Source organism: Yersinia sp. Marseille-Q5920 (assembly GCF_946902935.1).
In the GTDB taxonomy this organism is placed as follows: domain Bacteria; phylum Pseudomonadota; class Gammaproteobacteria; order Enterobacterales; family Enterobacteriaceae; genus Yersinia; species Yersinia rochesterensis.
In genome coordinates this window covers 98959-121450 of record NZ_CAMPQA010000004.1, presented here as the reverse complement: position 1 = coordinate 121450, position 22492 = coordinate 98959, and the positions used below count along the sequence as shown (strand labels likewise).

The following is a 22492-nucleotide window of genomic DNA, read 5'->3' as shown; positions in this document are numbered from 1 at the left end:
GCGGCAAGTAAGCGTATCCCGATGAGCTGACATAAGTCAGTGATTCGGGTGAGAGAACGCAGCCAACACACCTGCAATTTGAAAGATGACGGGTATCAGTAGAACAAATCGATTGGCCAGTAGTGCCCGATGACAAAAATAATCGCGGCAGCAACCACACCGGCAATAATATCATCCACCATGATGCCCATGCCGCCATGAACGTTGCGATCAAACCAGCGAATCGGCCAAGGCTTCCAGATATCAAAAATACGAAATGCGACAAAACCAGCGGCGACCCATTGCCAATCATTGACCGGCAATGCCATCAAAGTAATCCACATCCCAACAAATTCATCCCAAACGATACTGCCGTGGTCATGAACTTGCATATCTTTGGCGGTACGGTGACAGATATAAACACCAATGCAGATGCTAAACATCACGGCCAGAGAATAGAGTTGCCAGGGTAACTGAATCAATAACAGCCAGAAAGGAATGGCAGCAATAGACCCCATGGTGCCCGGAGCCCACGGCGATAATCCGCTGCCAAAACCCGTCGCCAACAAGTGCCACGGATTAGATAATCGCAGACGACGTTTGGCTTCATCCATGCTATTACCTACCATGAGGGTTACCTGCTGAGAAATGATCAAAACCACGCAAATTCATCTCAACCGCCTTACCCTCACGGAAGAATTTAACCCCTTCCGTTTGTGGCCCAATCTGACCAATACAGGTGTAATTTGCGCCCGTGTGACTCAATGCGACTTTCAGCGCCCCCCGGTTTATCTCCGGTACGGTAAAGCATAGTTCGTAGTCTTCACCGCCGCTCAACGCCCAGCGCAGAGCTTGCTCGGCATCTACCTGATTTTTTAGTGCATCAGAATACGGCAAAGCATCCAGCTCAATACGTGCGCCGCAATGACTGGCTTTCAGAATATGTTGTAGGTCAGAAATGAGACCATCAGAGATATCAATCGCCGAGCTGGCAAGATCGCGCAAAGCCTGTCCCTGCAAGACTCGGGGCTGTGGCCGTAAATGGCGATGAACTAGCGTCGCCCTGTCTGTCTCATCATCAACCCGCAACTCATTTTGTAAAATTGCCAGACCAGCGGCACTGTCGCCTAATGTACCGGTTACATAAATCCAGTCACCAATCCGAGCGCCAGCGCGTTTCAATGCTCGCCCTTCAGGGACTAAACCTTGAATGGTCAATGTCAGGCTTAGCGGCCCACGCGTGGTGTCACCGCCGATCAATTGCATACCGTAATAATTAAGTTGATCAAACAAGCTATCACTGAATGATTGCAGCCAATCTTCATTGACATTAGGGAGAGTCAGAGCAAGAGATAACCAAGCAGGATCAGCTCCCATAGCCGCTAAATCGCTAAGATTTACTGCTAAAGATTTGTATCCGAGATCAGCCGGATCGATATCCGGAAGGAAATGAACGCCCGACACCAGTGTATCTGTACTGATGGCCAACAGCTGTTTCTCTGCCACTGTAAGAAGTGCGCAGTCGTCTCCAATACCCAGTTCTACATCCCGGCGATTACTTCTGAACCGGTCAAAGTAGCGGGCAATGAGGTCAAATTCGCCACATGCCATAATACAATTCCAGAAATGTTAACTGATCAATAAATTAAGGCCGGAATCCGGCCCCAATTCAAGTCGTTAATGCAACGAATTATTTTCGTTTACGCACCATCGGAGCCACCTTATCCAGCACTCCGTTGACGAACTTATGGCTATCTGCAGCGCCGAAAGTTTTGGCTAATTCGATCGCTTCATTGATTGCCACTTTATAAGGGACATCATCACGTTTGCTCAGTTCAAACAGCGCAATACGCAGAACCGCTCTTTCAACCTGACCTAATTCTTCGAGCTGGCGGGAAAGAACAGGCGCCATTAGCGCATCCAGAGATGCGGCATTAACGGCAACCCCGGACAGCAATTCGCGAAAATAGGCGATGTCTACATCTTTGACATCCTGCTCAGACAGGAACTGTAATTCAACATCAGCGATGTCGTTTTTAGACAACTGCCAAGAGTAGAGCGCTTGAACAGCGCACTCACGAGCGCGGCGACGAGCAGCAGGTTTCACGGAATTCCCCTTAACTTAACTAAATTCAGCCTTTAATAGCTTTGATTACATTAATCATTTCAAGCGCGGTCAGGGCAGCTTCTGCACCTTTATTACCCGCTTTAGTACCCGCACGCTCAATTGCCTGCTCAATACTTTCTGTGGTCAGCACACCAAAGGCTACCGGGATATCGCTGTTCATGGCCACACTTGCCAGACCAGAACTCGCTTCACCAGCAACATATTCAAAGTGCGCAGTGCCCCCACGGATAACTGTACCTAGCGCAATTACCGCATCGTAACGATTTGTTTTTGCTAACACATTAGCAACCAGCGGCAGTTCATAAGCCCCCGGAACCCAAACAACAGTGATGTTGTCGTCGGTTACCTGACCAATGCGCTTCAGGGCATCAATCGCACCTTCCAGCAGGCTGTCGTTGATAAAGTTGTTAAAACGCGCAATTGCAATCGCCACGCGGGCATTAGGAGTAGCAACAACACCTTCGATAACGTTCATAGCTTTCCTCAATATAGGTTCATACCCCGCAGGGGGGCGGATTCTATCATATTCTTTCACGCCCCGCCCCTGCGCATTTGTAAAACGCAGGCAAGACTATGATTAGCAGAGTGAATCCCTGCCGGATAATTCATTAATACTTCGGTTTCAAGCGCAGGCGCAAGTCTGGCCCCACCTGGCGTACATCACTGAATACAAACTCTGGGGCATCTGAGAGGCTGGTTAACCCCGCCAACTGGCATAATCCTCGGGCATCACTGCCTAACAATTTGGGCGCGATATAAAGAATTAACTCATCAACCACACCAGCCTGCAACAAAGCACCGGCGAATTGTGGCCCAGCTTCAACCCAAACAGAATTAATTTGCCGCTTACCTAATTGCATCATTAATAAGACTAAATCGACCCCATTGCCATGACGTGGTAGCAACAATTGCTCGACATTGTTAGGCCATGACTGCTCATCTGCCTCAACTCGAGCTAACCAGCACGGGCCGTCTTGCTGTATGACTTTATGCTCTGGCGTCACGCGGTTATGGCTATCGACGATAACGCGAACCGGCTGGCGCAGTGTATCTTGAGGATAGCGCGCTTGGGTGTCTGCATCTAATTCCTGCCAGCGCACGGTAAGCGAAGGATCATCGGCCAACACAGTGGCACTGGTACTGAGGATGGCGGAGCTTTGCGCCCGAAAACGCTGCACATCCTGACGCGCCTGTGGTGAAGTAATCCACTGGCTCTCGCCGGAAGCCATCGCCGTGCGGCCATCCAAGGATGCTGCCATCTTTAGTTGCAGATAAGGAAAACCGGTGCGCATACGCTTCAAGAAACCGAGATTGACGGCTTCGGCCTCTGCCAGCATCAAACCGTGGTCGACTTCAACCCCAGCCTGTTTTAATTTATATAACCCGCGCCCGGCAACTTGCGGATTAGGGTCCTGCATCGCGGCTACCACGCGTTTTACACCGGCAGTAAGCAAAGCATCAGCACAGGGTGGCGTACGCCCGTGATGGCTGCATGGCTCAAGAGTGACATAGGCGGTAGCGCCACGCGCTTTCTCACCCGCCATACGCAGGGCATGCACCTCGGCATGAGGCTCACCGGCACGCAGGTGATAACCTTCACCAACAATCTCGCCGTCCCGCACCACCACACACCCGACATTCGGGTTAGGTGACGTGGTAAAACGCCCTAACCGCGCCAACTCAAAGGCACGGGCCATATAAAACTCATCGGGCTGCATGGCTTTCCTTAGTTTTATGCCCGTCATACTTCAAGCTGCATGTTCGTTAGCTACACTCAGTCACCCGAATCACTTACCGATGTAAGCTCATCGGGATTTATTCGCTTGCCGCCTTCCTGCAACTCGAATTATTTAGGGTATATATTGTAATATTTAACGTTGTGTAAAGAATATTTTGATAGTAAAGATACGCTGACTAGTCCTGTAAACGGGCAATTTCTTCGCCAAATTCGCGAATATCTTCAAAACTGCGATACACCGAAGCAAAACGGATATACGCCACTTTATCCAAGCGCTTTAGGGCTTCCATCACCAGATTACCGACCATTTTGGTCGGGACTTCACGTTCGCCGGTGGCGCGCAACTGAGATTTAATATGACTGATTGCCGTTTCGACATCATCAGAGCTGACAGGGCGTTTTTCTAATGCTTTCAGCATGCCGCGGCGTAATTTCTCTTCATTAAAGGGTTCGCGCACCTCATCACTTTTAATCACGCGCGGCAACACCAGTTCAGCCACTTCGAAAGTGGTGAAGCGCTCATTACAATCTAAACACTGGCGGCGACGGCGCACTTGCGAACCATCGCTCACCAGACGGGAATCAATGACTTTGGTATCCACAGCGGCACAAAAAGGGCAATGCATAGCGCTTCCTGATGGGTGAGCTTAAACTTAGCGACAGTTTACCGCGAACTGCCGCGACAACAAAGGGCGGAAGCGGCAGTTTATGTCGATCAACTATGACGAAAGCTTTGGTTCATCGGATTTAGGTTCAAGAGGCTTCAACCATTCCTTTTGCAGTTCTAGCCAAACTTTACGGTCTGGGGATAACACGCCGAGAGGATCGAAAGGGTATTGGGCTGGTGTGCCCTTAACTAACATCTGAGTCACTAATCCATAGAGCCACTTTGCTTTCATCAGGTTTTCATAGCCTGGTTTATGACTTAAATCAGTTATTAGCTCCTTCAAATTTATTATGTTTCCCACGAATTGCATTTTTTCACTCTCTCTGTTTTTAAATAAGTTGGGAAATAGAAAAGAAGCAATAATATTAACAACCCGAGTCCTGATGGTTTTTTCTTTATAGGATAAATTTTCTATCAGAGTGTTTATCATTTTCGCTGCATCACGAACACCCTCATTTTTAACAGACTCTAAATTCTCATGGAATTTTGGCAGTTCTTCCATATTCAAATACATATTATCGATATAAAGCTTTTCCAGTCCCTCCAACTGTTCAATATGTTCTTTAAGTTCTATTAAACAACTTGAGTCTATATTTTTACTCTTCAAAAAATCGTGTTTCTTTTTTATTTTATCTGAACCTGAGAATGTTTTACATTCAAATACTACATCACTAACTGCGACTAAACCACGGAATATAGTATCTCGATGTTCTAACTTTCCCAAATTTTTATTGATACGTTCTATTTCTTTTTTTAGTTCTTTCTTTTCTTGTAACTCTTTTTTTATCTTTTCCTCATTAATTATTCTATCATTCTGCTTTTGTATTTGACTCTCTTTGTATCTAACTTCCTCATTAACTTCAGATGAACATACATCATCCACGACATATTTTCTGTCGATGAATTGATACAACCCTTTACGATTCTTCTCTAGTGTATAATTTTTATTAAATTCCGAACCTTGGTCTTTTTCTATATTTGAAATGAAATCCTTACATCTTTTGGTACCTTCACCTTCCTTTAGATACTCATTTACATTAATTATTACATTTCCCATCCTAGTTTCGTTTGTGTTTTTTTCTATTAGACGACTTATTTTTGAATTTGCATTATATTCTATCCCCGTAAAAGCAGTCACTATCTCTAGTTTTATTTTTTCCAACGTAATGTTATTGCTATCAGGCTTATCCTTTTGATCATCATTAGAAATTACAACTTGAGTATTACTCGTAGCACTCGAAATAACGGTCATTACCCCCCCTTAAATTTCAATGTAAACCTTAATATATAAAACACGTCTGTTACCGCCTCAACAATCGGTTAAAATTGAGTGGTTAGATATTAAATAAAGGGAAATACTCATAAAAAAAACAACTTAATGACTTATTATCCTTATTGATTTCACATGACAATTAAAATAAAAAACACATTTACACGGCAAATAATTAAAACAGTAATATATTTTAATAGAAGCGCTAAAAGGAAATCATATAAATTAATGGATAATGAGTTTTACTGTAAGGAAATAACCGCAAAATCACTAAAACCACAACAAAAAGCCCTGATACCGGCTATACCAGTATCAGGGCTTTAATCTTGTATTCTATCGATTACAAGCTATTACGGCAGGATTGAAGGCTGATCTGCACCTTCTTTCTCAACTTTTTGCTGCAACATATGCTCACGTTTCATACCCAGTTTCAACGCCAGCGCAGAGGCCACGTAGATGGATGAAACTGTACCGATGGAAACACCGATCAGCATCGTCAGTGAGAAGCCTTGCAGCATCGCACCACCGAAGATAAACAGCATCAAGACCACCATCAGCGTAGTTGCAGAGGTCATAATGGTACGGCTTAAGGTCTGGGTCAAAGACACGTTCATGATTTCGTAAGGCGTACCGCGACGGATCTTGCGGAAGTTCTCACGAATACGGTCTGATACCACGATACTGTCGTTAAGCGAGTAACCGATAACCGACATCAATGAAGCGATGATGGTTAGGTCAATCTCAATATGGAACAACGACAAGATCCCCATGGTAATGACCACGTCATGCGCCAAGGCGATAACCGCCCCCAGCGCCAAACGCCATTCAAAACGGAAACCGACATAAACCAGAATACTCAGCAACGCGACCAACAATGCCATCCCGCCTGCTTGGGCTAAATCACTGCCCACACTCGGCCCGACGAATTCGATGCGCTTTACCGATGCATTCTTATCAACTGACTCATTGATAATCGAGATGACTTTGTTACCCAATTCCTGCCCGGCAGTGCCGGTTGCAGGTGGCATACGAATCATAACATCACGGCTGCTACCAAAGTTCTGCAAGATTGGCGATTCAAAACCAGCCGTTTCCAATGTGTCGCGCAGTTGATCCAGATCCGCCGGTTTTTCCAGGTTAATTTCAATCACCGTACCACCGGTGAAATCCAGACCCCAGTTAAACCCTTTAACGGAGATAACCGCAATGGATGCTACCAACAGCAGCAACGAGATACCAAAAGCGACGTTATCCCAGCGCATAAAGTCATAAACTCTACGGCCATAGTTCAGTTGTTCAACAGTATAATCCTGTGCCACAACGTACTCCTCAAATAGACAGCTTGTTAATGCGCTTGCCGCCGTAAAGCAGGTTGACGATGGCACGAGTACCGACTATTGCGGTGAACATTGACGTTATAACACCGATTGCCGTTGTAATGGCAAAGCCTTTAATCGAACCAGTACCCACAGCATATAGAATAATCGCAGTGATCAGTGTCGTTACGTTCGCATCGACGATACTCGAGAAGGCACCTTTGTACCCTTCATGAATCGCTTGCTGGATCGTCCGCCCGTTTCTGTACTCTTCTTTTATTCGCTCATTAATCAGCACGTTAGCATCAACTGCTACCGCCAGCGTCAATACGATCCCGGCAATACCCGGCATGGTTAATGTCGCCCCTGGTAACAGAGACATCACGCCCACGATCAACACCAAGTTAGCCAACAGTGCAGTACTGGCAATCACACCAAACTTACGGTAGTAAACCACCATAAACAGGATAGAGACCGCCAAGCCCCACAAGCAGGCTTCCAGACCTTGGGTAATGTTCTGAGAACCCAAAGTTGGCCCGATAGTGCGCTCTTCTACAATCTGGATTGGTGCAATCAATGCACCCGCACGCAGCAGCAGAGAAAGCTGACGAGCTTCAGCCGGGTTATCAATGCCGGTAATACGGAAACTGTTACCTAAGCGCGACTGAATGTTGGCGATGTTGATAACTTCTTCCTGCTTAACCAGAATCGCTCGGCCATTCGCATCTTTTTTACCGCTGTCTTTATATTCTACAAACAAAGTCGCCATCGGCTTGCCGATATTGTCTTTGGTAAAATTAGACATAACAGACCCCCCCGCACTATCGAGCGAGATATTAACCTGAGCCTGGTTATATTCGTCGGTGCTGGAGGTTGAATCGGTAATATGATCACCGGTCAGGATGACGCGCTTGTACAAGACAACCGGACGGCCTTCACGGGTATTTTTGACTTCGGAATCGCCCGGTACACGACCGGAGGCTGCAACAGTGGCGTCAACATTGCTGTTTACCAGACGGAATTCCAGAGTCGCGGTCGCGCCAAGAATTTCTTTAGCCCGTGCTGTATCCTGAATACCCGGTAACTCAACCACAATACGATCTGACCCTTGGCGCTGAACCAACGGTTCGGCTACACCTAATTGGTTAACCCGGTTACGCAGAATAGTAATGTTTTGTTGAACGGCATATTCGCGCGCTTCCCGCAGACGATCATCGCTCATCACAGCTTTTAATGTATTGCTGCCATTGGAGCCAATCACCAAGTCGCGGTGGCGAGAAGAAAGGTAGCTGATAGCATCATCGCGAGTTTTATCATCGCGGAAACGCACTTCAACACCATAGTTATCTAGCTTACGCACAGTGGCATACGGGATATTTTTCTCACGCAAATCACTGCGCAGGGTATCCATCGTTTGCTCTTGCAGCTTGCCCAGCGCGGTATCCATGTCCACTTCCATCAAGAAGTGCACACCACCACGTAGGTCAAGACCAAGCTTCATCGGCTCTGCACCCAACTTAGCAAGCCAGGATGGCGTTGCCGGAGCCAGGTTTAAGGCGATAACGTATTTGTCTCCCATTGCTTCCATCAGTGCCTCACGGGCACGCAACTGGACATCGGGATCTCTAAAGCGAGCCAGGATTGCACCGTTTTCCAGCGCAATAGACTTGCTCGCTATGTTGTCTTTTTCTAAAACGTCACGGACTTGGACCAGCGTTGTTTCACTGGCGGCGATTCCTCGCGCACCAGTGATTTGAACAGCCGGATCCTCACCATAAAGGTTGGGAAGTGCATATAGCAGACCGATGAAGATCACAGCGATCAGCATCAGATACTTCCACAAAGGATAACGGTTTAACACGGCAATTCCCTTCGGGAAAATCGAAAATTACAGAGCTTTCATTGTACCTTTCGGTAAAACGGCAGCAACGAAGTCACGTTTGATCATCACTTCAGTGGTGTCGTTCAGCGCGATGACGATGTAGCCCGTTTCCGCAACTTTAGTAACACGACCCAGTAAACCACCGGTGGTTAAAACTTCATCACCTTTACCGATAGAATCCATCAGTTTTTTGTGTTCTTTGGCACGTTTTTGCTGTGGACGCAGGATCATGAAGTAGAAAATCAGACCAAATACCACCAGCATAATCACCAGGGAGTACGGGCTGCTCTGAGCCGGAGCCCCAGCGGATGCGACAGCATCGGAAATGAAAAGACTCATTAAAATTCCCTCATTGTTATCAATATCAGTAGTGTGAAATCAGTGCGATAAAACAGAAACGGTGAATCGTAACTGTTAGACCGACAAATACAAAGGTAATAATTTTAAAATCAAACGCTTACTTGTGGAGATAATGGCGGAACAGGTTTCCCTATCCGACCATAGAAATCTTCAACGAAGTTCTCTAATTTACCCTCTTCAATAGCCTGACGTAAACCCGCCATTAAGCGTTGGTAGTAACGCAGGTTATGAATGGTATTCAGCCGCGCACCCAGTATTTCGTTGCAACGGTCAAGATGATGCAAGTAGGCACGGCTATAATTGCGACAAGTATAACAATCACAATGCTCGTCCAGCGTTGCAGTATCACTCTTATGTTTGGCATTACGGATTTTTACGACTCCGTCAGTGACAAACAAATGACCATTACGGGCATTACGCGTTGGCATTACACAGTCAAACATGTCGATACCGCGACGTACACCTTCAACCAAATCCTCAGGTTTCCCCACGCCCATCAGGTAACGGGGTTTATCCTCCGGAATCTGTGGGCAAACATGCTCCAGAATGCGGTGCATATCTTCTTTTGGCTCACCAACCGCCAGGCCGCCCACAGCGTAACCATCAAAACCGATATCTACCAGCCCTTTTACGGATACATCACGTAAATCTTCGTAAACGCCGCCCTGAATAATACCGAACAATGCATTTTTATTGTTCAGTTCATCAAAGCGTTGGCGACTACGGGCAGCCCAGCGCAATGACATTTCCATCGAACGCTTCGCATAATCCCAGTCTGCTGGGTAGGGTGTGCATTCGTCGAAAATCATCACGATATCAGAGCCGAGATCATTCTGGATTTCCATCGATTTTTCTGGGCTGAGAAAAACTTTATCGCCGTTGATAGGGTTTTGGAATGTCACCCCTTCTTCTTTGATTTTGCGCATCGCACCCAAGCTGAACACTTGAAAACCGCCAGAGTCTGTCAGGATAGGGCCATGCCATTGCATAAAGTCATGCAAGTCGCCGTGCAACTTCATGATTTCCTGACCCGGACGCAACCACAAGTGGAAAGTGTTCCCCAACAAGATTTGCGCACCGGTTTCGGCAACTTCTTCCGGCGTCATCCCTTTTACTGTGCCGTAGGTGCCGACAGGCATAAATGCCGGGGTTTCTACTACACCGCGTTCAAAGATCAGACGACCACGACGGGCGCGCCCATCAGTTTTTTGTAATTCGTACTTCACATAACCTCCAGCATCAGAGAAACAGTCTGATGCGTGATTAAAAGGAGCGCATCATAACAACTGTCTAACCCGCTACACAAGCCAGCCAGCTTAAGTAGCACTTATCGTTATCTGCGTTATTTTGCAGTTTTGAGTCATATCTTTGGCATAAATCGGCCACATTCCACCTCACCGAACCCCCTCACCTACTCCCCACATACCGCGCTGTGGCTATAGTGTCGAACATATGCAATATGTTACATCGAATGAGAAAGTTGCACGAGTTAGACCTGCACCCGCCATTCTCAGAGTACAAGACCCATGGGGATATACTTGGACATGTGTGGGGGCGAGCTATGAAGTTAAATCCGGGCAACACCAGTGCAACAAAGAATTACCAGCCAACTTACACATTGCGCACGAATATTTATCCTTAGTCTGACAATCCTCCTTAAATATTTCCTTTCTCCTGCCGATAAAGATCTAAATAAGATTGAAACCGTATATTTACCTTATTGCTCAAACAGTTGGAGTGAAACCCATGATGGTCATCTTCGGGCATACGTCACTTTAGCCATTTCCGCTGTAACCAATAAATAGCCATTTTTAACTCGAAGGAAAACCATGAACAACACCCATAATATTGTTTTAAATGGAAAATCTCATTTTTTACCCGCACCGCCCCAATTTCGACTTAATCCGATCGTGCTTGCTTGCGCTGCCGCATTGGCATTTGGAGCCGCCATATCCTCCGCGCAGGCTGCTAGCTGCATTGCAAATGGCACCACTTATGCTGATTGTACAGTGGGCCAGGCAGGAACCGCCGGTGTTGATGCCTCCGGTACCTCAGGCGCGACAGGAGCAATGGTAACACAGCAGGGAACCCCGGTAATTCTGGGGCTAATGGCAGTCACGGTTTAGATGCCACCAATACCGCAACATCAGGCGGAACAGGTGACGTAGCCGTAACCGGCGGTACTATCGACGTCACGACGGGTAATTTACTTGCCGGTGGCGCAGGCGGTTCTGGTGGCAATGCCAACGGCGGCAATGGCAGAGATGCTGGTCTGGCTGGGGTCGCCGAAAATGGCGGCATGGGCGGCAACGCGATGACAGGGAGTGGGTTCAACCTAAGCAATGACGGCTCAATCATCGGTGGGTCGGGCGGTGCCGGTGGTAACGCTTTCGGTGGTGCCGGTGGCCGAGGGGGACAGGGTGCAAACAATTCCGGTCGTTCCAGCGATGGTGGTGATGGAAGTTCTGGTGGGACTGCTGGGAACGGGGCTGCGGGTGCCACTGCCGTGACAGGGAGTAATTTTCAGTTGGTCAACCGGGGTATTATCAACGGTGGAAATGGAGGGAGAGCCGGTTTAGCGACCGGTGGATCAGCGGGTGATACAGACTATGCTGGCGCGCCCCTAGGCACTATAGGTTCAGTAGGACAGGCTGGGGCCGAGGGTACGTCAGGGACTTATGGTGCCGCCGGGGTCGGTGTTGTGTCTACTGGCTCAAGCACCATCACGACATCAAATCTTATCGCTGGAGGGCTGGCGGGCAATGGAACAACGCAGGCTAACGCGATTGAATTTTCCGGCGGAAATAATACGCTGACCCTTGAGTCCGGCTACAGTTTTGTTGGTAATGTCATTAGCAGTGGTGGGGACACGCTGGCGCTAGGAGGAGATACCAATGGCAGTTTCTTTGTCTCCAGCCTCGCGGCAACATCACCGCCCTCATGGTCAGGTGCCGTGCAATATTATGGTTTCAACGACTATGTAAAAACCGGTAACAGCACCTGGACACTTAACGGTTCAACCACGGAAGTCACAGCATGGAATATCAATGCCGGTACTCTGTCAGTATCGAATGATAGCAACCTCGGAGCAGCAGAGGGTGGGCTGACTTTCAATGGTGGCACCCTGGAAAATACCGCAGCAATAAGTACAGCACGAGACATGCTGCTGAAGACCACTGGAACACTTCAAACCAACGCTAATTTAACTGCGACGGGGCTAATTTCAGGCTTGGGCTCGCTGGTCAAAACAGGCGCAGCAACACTTACTCTCACTAGTAATAACACCTATTCCGGCGGTACCACTATCAACGCGGGGGCCCTGCAAATTGGTAACGGCGGCACCACTGGGTCAGTGGTCGGAAATATCATCAACAACATAACCGCAGTGATGCACTGACTTACGGCGGCGTGATATCCGGCTGAGGTTCTGTGGTTCAGACTGGTAACGGCATGCTTATCCTGGCTGGGAAAAACACCTACACCGGTGGCACTGTTCTCAATTCGGGTACGTTGGTTCTGCAAGGCGTGAACGCGGCTGGAACCGGCGGGATCACCAATAATAATGAGATGATATTTCTGGACACGAAAGGTGAATTTAGCCATGAAATCAGCGGGACAGGTAATATCACGCTCCATGGCGGTTCAGAGGTCAGAGCTAATGCTACGACCAGCGTGTCTGCGGTAAATATCGACAACAGCAGCAAACTGACGTTGCTGGACTCTACGGTGTGGCGGGCCGGGAACGGATTTTCGAACGCAGGAACCCTCGAGCTTAATCACCTGAGCAGGTTGTCAGGAAACGTGAATAACAGCGGCGTACTGACATTGTCAAACCAGCAATATGTCACCTCATACATCGACGGCCATTTCAATAACCGCGGCAGTATGGTGCTTAATCCCACAGCAACCAGCGCAGGGAATAACCTGATAATCAACGGCGATTACGTCGGCGTACAGGGTAGTTCAGTTTCCCTGGGCGCAGTGCTTGCAGACGATGACTCGCTGACCGACCAGTTGACAATACTGGGGAATTCCTCCGGCACAAGCACACTTTACCTAGTCAATGAAAAAGGCCACGGCGCACAAACGCTTCTGGGCCTCAAGCTGATTACTGTGCAGGGTGACTCGGATGCCGTCTTTACGCAGGGTAACCGGATCTCCGCTGGGTTATATGAATACTCTCTCGTGAAAAAAGAAAATGATTGGTATCTGGATAGCCATAGCAATCAGGTAAGACCTGAAGCTGCCAGCTACGCGACCAACCTTCAGGCGGCAAATACACTGTTTACGCTGAGTTTGCACGATCGTGCTGGAGAGACACAGTACGAGGACCTGGTCACCGGTGAAACGCGTTCAATCTCAATGTGGATGCGTAACGAAGGTGGGCGCAATAAGGCATCGATGACGGATGGTCAGAACAAAACCAGCACTAACCGCTATGTCCTGCAACTGGGTGGCGACGTGCTGCAAGTATCATCCGAATCCTTAGGCAAATTTAACCTAGGGGTGATGGGGGGCTATGCTAACGCACAAGGCCAAACCTATAACAGCCAGAAAGGCTACAGCTCACGTAATACCATAACGGGTTATAGCACGGGGATGTATGGTTCCTGGTATGCGAATAACCGGGAAAAAGGAGGCTTGTACGCTGACAGTTGGCTGCAATACAACTGGTTCAGAAATCAGGTGAATGGTCAAGATATGGCAGAAGAAAAATATGACAGCCAGGGTATGACCGCATCACTTGAAACGGGCTATGATTGGCTGGTAAATAGCTGGACGACGGCCCACGGAATCAGAAACACCTTGTGGCTGCAACCGCATGCCCAGGCAATCTGGATGGGGGTTAAGGCTGACGATCATACGGAAAATACAGGTTCATACGTGCAGGGTCTGGGCAACAATAACGTGCAGACCAAGCTGGGTCTGCGTGCTTATCTGAATGGGAAAAGTGCGTTAGATAAGGATACTGAGCGCAAGTTCCAGCCTTATGTCGAAGCTAACTGGGTGTATAATACTAACCAGTATGGCGTGCGAATGGACGGTGTGGATGACCATATCAAAGGAGCGCGTAACGTCGGAGAACTCAAGACCGGGGTGGAAGCTAAGCTGACAGCTAACCTGAGCATTCAGGGCGGCATTTCAGGGCAGATTGGCGACAACAGCTACTCCGATATCGCCGCTTCTCTGGGTGGGAAATTTAACTTCTGATTCACACCTAAACTCTTTTTTTGAGTGATATAAGCGCGGTCTGATAACAGACTGCGCTTTCATCCTAATAACCCATAAAACCAAATACTTTCAAAATCTTATAAAAAATTCTCTTACCCTTTGCCCGTCACTCTATTATTTACGGGGTGACCGGCTCTTGCGGTGCCCGTGGATTACGGCTGATAAACATAGCATCGCCGTAACTGAAAAAGCGATATTGCTCTGCAACCGCCTGCTGGTATGCATTCATAGTATTTTTATAACCAGCAAAAGCAGAAACCAACATTATCAATGTTGATTCAGGCAAATGGAAATTGGTTATTAATGCATCCACAATCTGATATTGATAACCCGGATAAATAAAGATGCGAGTATCACCAAAGAAAGGGGCTATCAGGCCATTATCGCAGGCCTTAGCGGCACTTTCCAATGAACGCACTGATGTCGTGCCCACTGCGACGACGCGATTACCACGGGCCTTACAGGCTAAAACCGCATCAACCACCTCTTGCGGCACTTCTGCATATTCAGAATGCATGATGTGCTCTTCAATGGTATCAACTCGCACAGGCTGGAACGTCCCCGCACCAACATGCAAAGTCACAAAAGCCATCTCAATGCCTTTTTCCCGCAAAGCCGCCAACATCGGTTCATCAAAATGTAAGCCAGCGGTTGGCGCTGCGACTGCCCCAGGGCGCTGGCTGTATACCGTTTGGTACAGTTCGCGATCAGCATCTTCATCAGGGCGGTCAATATAAGGTGGCAAAGGCATATGGCCGACTGCATTCAAGATAGTAAAAACATCTCGCTCATCGTCAAAACGCAGCTCAAACAGTGTGTCATGACGCGCCAACATGGTGGCCCGGATGCTCTCATCATCGCCTAACAGTAACTCAGTGCCGGGTTTAGGGGCTTTTGACGCTTTGACATGAGCCAAGACGCGATGATCATCCAACACGCGCTCTACCAGCACTTCAAGTTTGCCGCCACTGGCTTTGCGACCAAATAAACGCGCCGGAATAACCCGCGTGTTATTGAACACCAGCAGATCACCGGGCACCAGTTTATCCAGCAAATCAGTGAAAATGCCGTGCGTTAATGTTCCCGTAGGGCCATCCAATGACAATAAACGGCAACCGCTACGCTGGGGCTGGGGGTAATGGGCAATTAAAGATTCTGGCAGCTCAAAAGAAAAATCGGCAACACGCATGGCTTTCCACTTCATATCAGAACAGACCCGGCCAACAGATATAAGAGGCCGGTTCACAAAAACAGGCGGCTAGTCTAGAGCCCTCAAGGGCTGGCTGCAAGAAATAAGCATATTTAGCCTTTATTTGCATTATACTCAGCGAATGAATTTTCTTGCTCACCTCCATCTTGCAACACTGGCTGACAGCTCTTTATTGGGCAATTTGCTGGCTGACTTTGTGCGCGGTAATCCACAAGGGGAATACACCCCGGAGATAGTCGCTGGCATCATGATGCATCGGCGCGTTGATGTCATGACGGATACATCGCCACTCGTTAAAGAGGCCCGAGGTTATTTCAGTGCAGATTATCGCCGGGTTGCCCCTATTACTCTGGATGTACTGTGGGATCATTTTCTGGCACGCAATTGGGATAAACTGGTACCTGCCTGTTCGCTGCCTGACTTTATTGAGCATGCGCAATGCCAAATTTTGCCACATTTGTCACTGACACCGGCCCGTTTCCAGAACCTTAATGCTTATCTATGGCCGGAGCGTTGGCTGGAACGCTACGCTGAACTACCCTTTATAGCTGATGTGTTACAAGGTATGGCTAACCGTCGGCCTAAATTAGTCGCGCTTGCAGGCTCTTTTCACGACATAGAACAACACTATCAGCCGCTAGAAAGACTCTTTTGGGATTTTTATCCTGCAATGATGCAACAAGCACAGCATAAACAAATTTAGACAAAAACATTCCTATCTATATGGTTATTGACTCTAAGTCACTTGCGCTTTCTGTCAGAATGGGTATCTTAGCAAGAGTACGAAACTAAAATCGTTGTAACAATAGGTAAAAGCTATCACAGCGATTGGTATTTATCTCTTTATTCATTGCGTTTAAATACCTATGCTGTGCCGATACTTTTGAGACAAATGGTTAATCCATCCCTAATTAACAGGAGTAATTTATGGTTCTGGTAACTCGTCAAGCCCCTGATTTTACAGCAGCTGCTGTTCTTGGTAGCGGCGAAATCGTTGAAAACTTCAACCTGAAAAAACACCTGAACGGCCGCCCTGCCGTCCTGTTCTTCTGGCCAATGGACTTCACTTTCGTTTGTCCTTCAGAGTTGATCGCTTTCGACCACCGTTACGAAGAATTCCAGAAACGTGGCGTTGAAGTTGTTGGTGTTTCTTTCGACTCCGAGTTTGTACACAACGCATGGCGTAAAACTCCGGTTGATAAAGGCGGTATTGGTGAAGTTAAATACCCAATGGTTGCTGATATCAAACGCGAAATTCAGAAAGCCTACGGCATTGAGCACCCAGATGCTGGCGTTGCACTGCGTGGTTCTTTCCTGATCGACAAAAACGGTGTTGTTCGTCACCAAGTGGTTAACGACCTGCCACTGGGCCGTAACATTGACGAAATGCTGCGTATGGTTGATGCACTGCAATTCCACGAAGAACACGGCGACGTTTGCCCTGCACAGTGGGAAAAAGGTAAAGCAGGTATGGGCGCATCTCCAGATGGCGTTGCTAAATATCTGTCTGAAAACGCCTCTAAACTGTAATAACAGTTTATGCCACCCCTGATTGACTCGGGGGGTATCAAGCCAGTCAGTTCACACTGACTGGCTTTTTCTTATCTGCTTTATGGCAACATCTGCTCCATATCTGTGCATCTATTCCTGATTCGAGAATACCCAAAGCAGACAGCTTCAAGCACCCGCCGCAGAATTTATATAATAATCAGTTTTATTCCCAGCTGATCAAATTTGATAATGCATCAATATTTTCAATTGGTTATTTCCATTCACCTGAACTTCAACTGAGTAAAAATCACCCTGTCAGTGTCAGTAAAACTCTCTCCCTCCCCTCCGGTTACCAATTAATTAGCAGCCATAAACATTAATTCTGCTATTAATTATTACTGGCGTGTGTTTTGCACACACCATAAGCAGCGCTTTTAAGCTGCCAGACAAAAATGACCGGGTAACCCCTGGCGGGCAGGAAATAACAGGAGTCAGAATGCATTTGAAAAAATGGAACAAACCCTTGGCTGCATTGGCTTTACTGGTCAGTGGAGCATTGCATGCGGCCTCAACACCCGCAGTGGAAGCGAAAAATGGCATGGTGGTGACATCCCAGTATCTGGCTTCACAGGTTGGGACTGACATCTTAAAAATGGGTGGGAATGCCATTGATGCTGCGGTGGCCGTGGGTTATGCCCAGGCGGTAGTGAACCCTTGCTGTGGCAATATTGGCGGTGGCGGTTTTATGACCATTCACCTCGCGGATGGGACGGATACATTCATAAACTTCCGTGAAACCGCCCCTGCCGCCGCCAGCGCCGATATGTATTTGGATAAAGAGGGTAAAGTCACTAAAGATGCCAGTCTGTATGGCTATCTGGCCGCGGGCGTGCCCGGCACAGTCTTGGGAATGGACAGCGCACAGAAGAAATACGGCAAATTAACTCGCCAACAGGTCATGGCTCCGGCAATCAAACTGGCACGGGAAGGATTTGTATTGACCCGCGCCGATACTGATATTTTGGACACAACGGTTAAGCACTTCCGTCAAGATCCTGAATCGGCTCGTATTTTCCTACGAAAAGACGGTGAAGCTCTACAACCGGGTGACCGCCTGATTCAAGCTGATCTGGCTGATACTCTGACGGCTATCTCGGAGAAAGGGCCAGATGCTTTCTATCAGGGGAAAATACCGCAAGCCGTTGAAGCCGCAGCTAAAAAAGGCGGGGGTATTTTGACTGCTGCCGATTTTGCCAATTATAAAATCACAGAAACCGCCCCTATTACCTGTAGCTATCGTGGCTATAAATTCGTGTCGTCCCCTCCACCTAGCTCCGGCGGCGTGACCTTGTGCGAAACTTTAAATGTCCTTGAGGGCTATGACCTGAAGAGTATGGGTTTTAACTCTGCTGCTTACATCCATACACTGACAGAAGCTATGCGCCATGCCTATATGGATCGCAATACTTTCCTCGGTGATCCCGAGTTTGTTAAGAACCCGACTGATCGCCTGTTGAGTAAAAGTTATGCCGCTGATATTCGTAAACAAATCGTCGCCAACAAGGCCACGCCATCAGTAGAAGTTCAGCCGGGCATGCAACCGCATGAAAAACCTGAAACAACGCATTATTCCATTGTCGATCATGATGGCAATGCCGTCTCCACTACCTACACCGTGAATGGCCGCTTTGGCGCGGTAGTGATTGCACCCGGCACAGGCTTTTTCCTGAATGATGAAATGGATGATTTTACCGTCAAAGTCGGTGAGCAAAATCTGTATGGTTTGGTTCAGGGAGCCACCAACTCTATCGCCCCCGGTAAGCGCCCACTATCGTCTATGAGCCCGACACTAGTGACCAAAGACGGTAAGACATTTATGGTCTTAGGCTCACCGGGTGGCTCGCGGATTATCACCATTACCTTGCAAACTGCATTGAACGTCATTGACCACGGTATGGCACCACAAGAGGCCGTGGATGCGCCTCGCATTCATCATCAGTGGTTACCCGATGAAGTCTATTATGAACAGCGTGGTGTGTCCGCAGATAGTCTTAATCTACTGAAAAATATGGGATATAAAATGGTCGAGCAGAATCCATGGGGCGCTGCGGAGCTAATTTTGGTTGGTTTAGCGGGAGTTGAGGGCGTCAGCCCTGCTAACTCGGGTAATGATTCTGCGTTCTCAGGGAAAGTCCGCGAGGGCTATCTGTATGGGGCTAATGATGTTCGCCGCCCTGCGGGTGCGGCCATCGGCTACTGATAGCGATTGATTACCAATGCTATTCATCCCCCATCAATATATCGACGGGGGAATTTACTGGTTTATTTATGTCACCACGGCAATGTATGCCCTTGATAATCAATAAAGCCGTGACCGCCCTTACCGGAAGCGCGCTCAATTTGGTCGACAACCCCCTTCACACTGGTCGCAATCGTCAGTGGCGCAGCATCCCCACCCATATCCGTTTTTACCCAACCCGGATGAATGGATAATACCGTCAGTGACGGGTCGGCTACCTCAGCAACCAAATTGCGCGTCATCATATTCAATGCTGCTTTACTAGCTGAATACAAAGGCTTATGGCCGGAAGCATTATGCCCAATACTCCCTAACTGCGAAGACATAAAGGCTAAGACACTGCGGTTTGGATTACGCTGTGCCAGCAGGTGCTGGGCAATACGAATCGGTGAAATCGCATTGGTTTGGAATAATTCGAGGATCTCCTCCGGTTTGGCATCAACCGCTGATTGATGTTTCGGCCCAGAGATACCGGCATTAATAAATATCAGATCAAAGACCTGCCCCTGCACCTGTGGTAAAAAGGCTTTAATACTTTCAGGCTGGTTAATATCCAATGTTAACCAATGGGCCGCATGTGCAGCGCTATCTTTTGCTACACCGCGAGTCGTCGCCGTCACTGACCATCCTCGACGGTTAAGCTCATCAGCCAACCCCAGACCCAAGCCCCGAGAGGCCCCGATAATCAATGCCTGTCTTTTAGTTGTGCTCATCATATTTTCCCTTTGGTGGATTTACCTGACAACTGTCTATACCCGTCATATACATCATATCTCACCCAAAGAAAAAGCGGCGCTTAGCCGCTTTTAATATCTTTATCCTGCGGGGCCAACTCTTAAGTTAGCACTCACTATGGCTAATAACTAAGATTGACCACGCCACAATGTGACATTCTCGCCAGACAATTGCAGATTGATGCCCGCGTCAGTGATATTCAGCTCGGACGCCCCCTCCAAACGTTGCCATTGCGTAACATTCAGTAAAGGAGAAACCGGTAGGAAGACATCACTGGCATGATTGCGTTGTATGGCGACCATCACCCGTTCGCGCTGATAACTGCGAATAAAGACCAGAGAATCGCCATTGGCGTGAATAACCTGACAACCGCCGCGCCGCAATGCCAAACTCTTGTGCCGTAAGGCCGCCATGCGCTGACATAATTTCAGCAGATCGCTATCCCACTGCGCCTCATCCCAAGGGAAAGGTTTACGGCAGAATGGGTCATTACCACCATCCAAGCCGATTTCATCGCCATAAAACAAACACGGCACACCAATCCAGCTAAATAACCATATTAGCGCCATTTGCATTCGCGTTTTATCGCCATTCAGCAAAGTGATAAAACGGGCGGTATCATGGCTATCCAATTGATTAAATGAACGCAGCTGATGACCATGAGGCAATCCGGCACGATATTCATCCATCCAATAGGCACAATCCTCGGCGCTGAGTTTTATGGGATGATAGGCAACATCACAGCCCGCCAGGAAGCTGCGTACCGGCAAAGCAAATCCCATATAATTCATTGCCGCGTCTTCCACTCCGGCATGTAACCAATTTCGTGCATCGCCAAAGTGTTCGCCCAGAATATAGGCTTGAGGATTTTCCTCTTTCGCCGCCTGATAAATACCCGCCAGATGATGTAAATTCCCTTTTGCACCGCCGTTTTCCCCCAGCATATGCACCACATCCAGCCGCCAGCCGTCAATACTGTAAGGCGGCTTCAACCAATGGCGCACCACACTGTCTTCAGCGCGATAAATTTGATTGACCACCTCTTCATTAGCGAAGTTAAGTTTTAGCAAGCTGGCATGACCTTTCCAATCCAGTGCCCGCCCATCGGGGAAGAAATTAAACCAACCCCGATAAGGTGAGTCCGGGTGATGACAAGCACCATTTTCCCCTTGCTGATGGCGATCAAACCAATGGTGGGAATCACCGGTATGATTAAACACGCCGTCGAGCACCAATTTGATACCGGCATCGCGAGTGGCGCTGCGTAGTTGTAGAAATGCGCTCTCGCCGCCCAAGTAGGGATCAACCTGATAATAATCTTGCGTATCGTATTTATGCACACTGGGCGCGGTGAAAATCGGGTTGAGATAGAGCGCGGTCACCCCTAATTGTTGTAAATAGGGGAGTTTTTGGCTGATACCGGCTAAATCACCGCCGTAGAATGTCGAGGCGGCATTCACATCATCCAGTGGCTGTTGCCAGTCACGGCGTGCTACCGGATGACCGGCGGCATGATGAATATAACTGCCATTTTGCACCCCATGCTCACCCTGGCTGCTGGCAAACCTGTCGGGGAAGATTTGATAAAAAATCTGGTCGGCCACCCAGTCTGGGCCGCTATCGGGTAACTCAATAGCAAACTGAGCCAATTGCGCCGGAGGAACGACTGAAAATCCTAATGGGCCGAACCACAGTTGGTCATCATCCCACAACAGTTTGAAGCAATAACGCCGCGCGGGCTGGCCTTCATGTAACGGTAATTTCGCGCGATAACGCCAGAAACCATTGATCAGTTCGCCCTTCATACTGAGTAGCCATTCTTCATTATCTGGCTCACAGCGTAAGAAAACCTGTGCTGGTAAATTATCACCTTGTAGCCACTCTCCATGTAACCACAGTGTGATATGTAATGCATCGCCGCGCTGACGGACAAAAGGCGCGACCGGTAAATGCCAACCACTAAGCATAAAATTCTCCTGCTTTAACCAAAACGCTTGCTGTTAAGGCTATCTGGTGCAGACATTAACGCCGCGACACATTCACCTGTATAAATAAATCGGTATCAACAATGCCATGTTGTGAATATTTATCCCTCATCTATCAGCATAAATATTGAGGATGAGGGCGGGGGCGGAGAGAGCCAAATGAAAAATATCATTTTAAAAATAAAAAAGCCGGGACATTT

General features: G+C 48.1%; 20 protein-coding genes. 6 read left to right on the top strand and 14 right to left on the bottom strand.

Annotated features, from left to right (window positions below; translation table 11 throughout):
• Positions 1–95: 95 nt before the first annotated feature.
• From pgpA to tgt, 11 genes are all read right to left on the bottom strand, one after another.
• Positions 96–593, bottom strand: coding sequence for a phosphatidylglycerophosphatase A (gene pgpA, locus OVO64_RS07370; protein WP_049557824.1), 498 nt, complete (start codon positions 591–593; stop codon positions 96–98).
• Between the two features lie 4 nt (positions 594–597).
• Positions 598–1590 carry a thiamine-phosphate kinase gene (gene thiL / locus OVO64_RS07365; protein ID WP_032821118.1) on the bottom strand — a complete coding sequence of 331 codons (993 nt, stop codon included), beginning with the start codon at positions 1588–1590 and terminating at the stop codon, positions 598–600.
• A 79-nt stretch (positions 1591–1669) separates the two neighbouring features.
• A complete protein-coding gene (nusB, locus tag OVO64_RS07360) occupies positions 1670–2086 on the bottom strand; it encodes a transcription antitermination factor NusB (RefSeq protein ID WP_004393185.1) in 417 nt (138 codons plus the stop codon).
• Positions 2087–2111: 25 nt separating this feature from the next.
• Complete coding sequence (gene ribE, locus OVO64_RS07355) at positions 2112–2582, bottom strand: 6,7-dimethyl-8-ribityllumazine synthase (RefSeq protein ID WP_004393184.1); 471 nt, start codon at positions 2580–2582, stop codon at positions 2112–2114.
• A gap of 133 nt (positions 2583–2715) precedes the next feature.
• Positions 2716–3825, bottom strand: coding sequence for a bifunctional diaminohydroxyphosphoribosylaminopyrimidine deaminase/5-amino-6-(5-phosphoribosylamino)uracil reductase RibD (gene ribD / locus OVO64_RS07350; protein ID WP_145512115.1), 1110 nt, complete (start codon positions 3823–3825; stop codon positions 2716–2718).
• Between the two features lie 196 nt (positions 3826–4021).
• On the bottom strand, positions 4022–4471 hold the full coding sequence (gene nrdR / locus OVO64_RS07345; RefSeq protein WP_004393175.1) for a transcriptional regulator NrdR: 450 nt from the start codon (positions 4469–4471) through the stop codon (positions 4022–4024).
• Between the two features lie 93 nt (positions 4472–4564).
• On the bottom strand, positions 4565–5764 hold the full coding sequence (locus OVO64_RS07340) for a hypothetical protein (RefSeq protein WP_145586044.1): 1200 nt from the start codon (positions 5762–5764) through the stop codon (positions 4565–4567).
• 368 nt (positions 5765–6132) lie between these two features.
• Positions 6133–7101 (bottom strand): protein translocase subunit SecF, encoded by a 969-nt coding sequence (gene secF / locus OVO64_RS07335; RefSeq protein WP_049557837.1) that lies wholly within the window; start codon positions 7099–7101, stop codon positions 6133–6135.
• A 10-nt stretch (positions 7102–7111) separates the two neighbouring features.
• Positions 7112–8959, bottom strand: coding sequence for a protein translocase subunit SecD (secD, locus tag OVO64_RS07330; protein WP_267248691.1), 1848 nt, complete (start codon positions 8957–8959; stop codon positions 7112–7114).
• A 27-nt stretch (positions 8960–8986) separates the two neighbouring features.
• Entirely contained in the window at positions 8987–9319 is a 333-nt protein-coding gene (gene yajC, locus OVO64_RS07325) for a preprotein translocase subunit YajC (protein ID WP_005166605.1), read from the bottom strand.
• Between the two features lie 110 nt (positions 9320–9429).
• Positions 9430–10566 (bottom strand): tRNA guanosine(34) transglycosylase Tgt, encoded by a 1137-nt coding sequence (tgt, locus tag OVO64_RS07320; protein WP_038631469.1) that lies wholly within the window; start codon positions 10564–10566, stop codon positions 9430–9432.
• 603 nt (positions 10567–11169) lie between these two features.
• Between tgt and OVO64_RS07315 the strand changes: the two genes are divergently transcribed.
• The 3 genes from OVO64_RS07315 to OVO64_RS07305 all read left to right on the top strand — a co-directional run bounded on the left by OVO64_RS07315 (position 11170) and on the right by OVO64_RS07305 (position 14551).
• Positions 11170–11466, top strand: coding sequence for a hypothetical protein (locus OVO64_RS07315; RefSeq protein WP_038631466.1), 297 nt, complete (start codon positions 11170–11172; stop codon positions 11464–11466).
• A 188-nt stretch (positions 11467–11654) separates the two neighbouring features.
• Positions 11655–12737 (top strand): autotransporter-associated beta strand repeat-containing protein, encoded by a 1083-nt coding sequence (locus OVO64_RS07310; protein WP_267248690.1) that lies wholly within the window; start codon positions 11655–11657, stop codon positions 12735–12737.
• Between the two features lie 32 nt (positions 12738–12769).
• Positions 12770–14551 carry an autotransporter outer membrane beta-barrel domain-containing protein gene (locus OVO64_RS07305; RefSeq protein ID WP_267248689.1) on the top strand — a complete coding sequence of 594 codons (1782 nt, stop codon included), beginning with the start codon at positions 12770–12772 and terminating at the stop codon, positions 14549–14551.
• Between the two features lie 139 nt (positions 14552–14690).
• Here OVO64_RS07305 and queA read toward each other — a convergent pair whose 3' ends face one another.
• Positions 14691–15761 carry a tRNA preQ1(34) S-adenosylmethionine ribosyltransferase-isomerase QueA gene (gene queA, locus OVO64_RS07300; RefSeq protein WP_038631461.1) on the bottom strand — a complete coding sequence of 357 codons (1071 nt, stop codon included), beginning with the start codon at positions 15759–15761 and terminating at the stop codon, positions 14691–14693.
• 142 nt (positions 15762–15903) lie between these two features.
• Here queA and OVO64_RS07295 point away from each other — a divergent pair, with 142 nt between their 5' ends.
• The 3 genes from OVO64_RS07295 (at position 15904) to ggt (ending at position 19533) form a co-directional block, all read left to right on the top strand.
• Positions 15904–16485 (top strand): ACP phosphodiesterase, encoded by a 582-nt coding sequence (locus OVO64_RS07295; RefSeq protein ID WP_038631459.1) that lies wholly within the window; start codon positions 15904–15906, stop codon positions 16483–16485.
• Positions 16486–16709: 224 nt separating this feature from the next.
• Positions 16710–17312: a peroxiredoxin C gene (locus tag OVO64_RS07290; protein WP_004707520.1), complete on the top strand. Its 603-nt coding sequence runs from the start codon at positions 16710–16712 to the stop codon at positions 17310–17312.
• A 457-nt stretch (positions 17313–17769) separates the two neighbouring features.
• Positions 17770–19533 carry a gamma-glutamyltransferase gene (gene ggt / locus OVO64_RS07285; protein ID WP_267248688.1) on the top strand — a complete coding sequence of 588 codons (1764 nt, stop codon included), beginning with the start codon at positions 17770–17772 and terminating at the stop codon, positions 19531–19533.
• 71 nt (positions 19534–19604) lie between these two features.
• On the opposite strand, the gene OVO64_RS07280 is transcribed toward ggt, so the two are convergent.
• Together OVO64_RS07280 and malZ are read right to left on the bottom strand one after the other, a co-directional pair.
• Positions 19605–20285, bottom strand: coding sequence for an SDR family oxidoreductase (locus OVO64_RS07280; RefSeq protein ID WP_050291387.1), 681 nt, complete (start codon positions 20283–20285; stop codon positions 19605–19607).
• 150 nt (positions 20286–20435) lie between these two features.
• Positions 20436–22274 carry a maltodextrin glucosidase gene (malZ, locus tag OVO64_RS07275; protein WP_267248687.1) on the bottom strand — a complete coding sequence of 613 codons (1839 nt, stop codon included), beginning with the start codon at positions 22272–22274 and terminating at the stop codon, positions 20436–20438.
• Between the last annotated feature and the right edge of the window lie 218 nt (positions 22275–22492).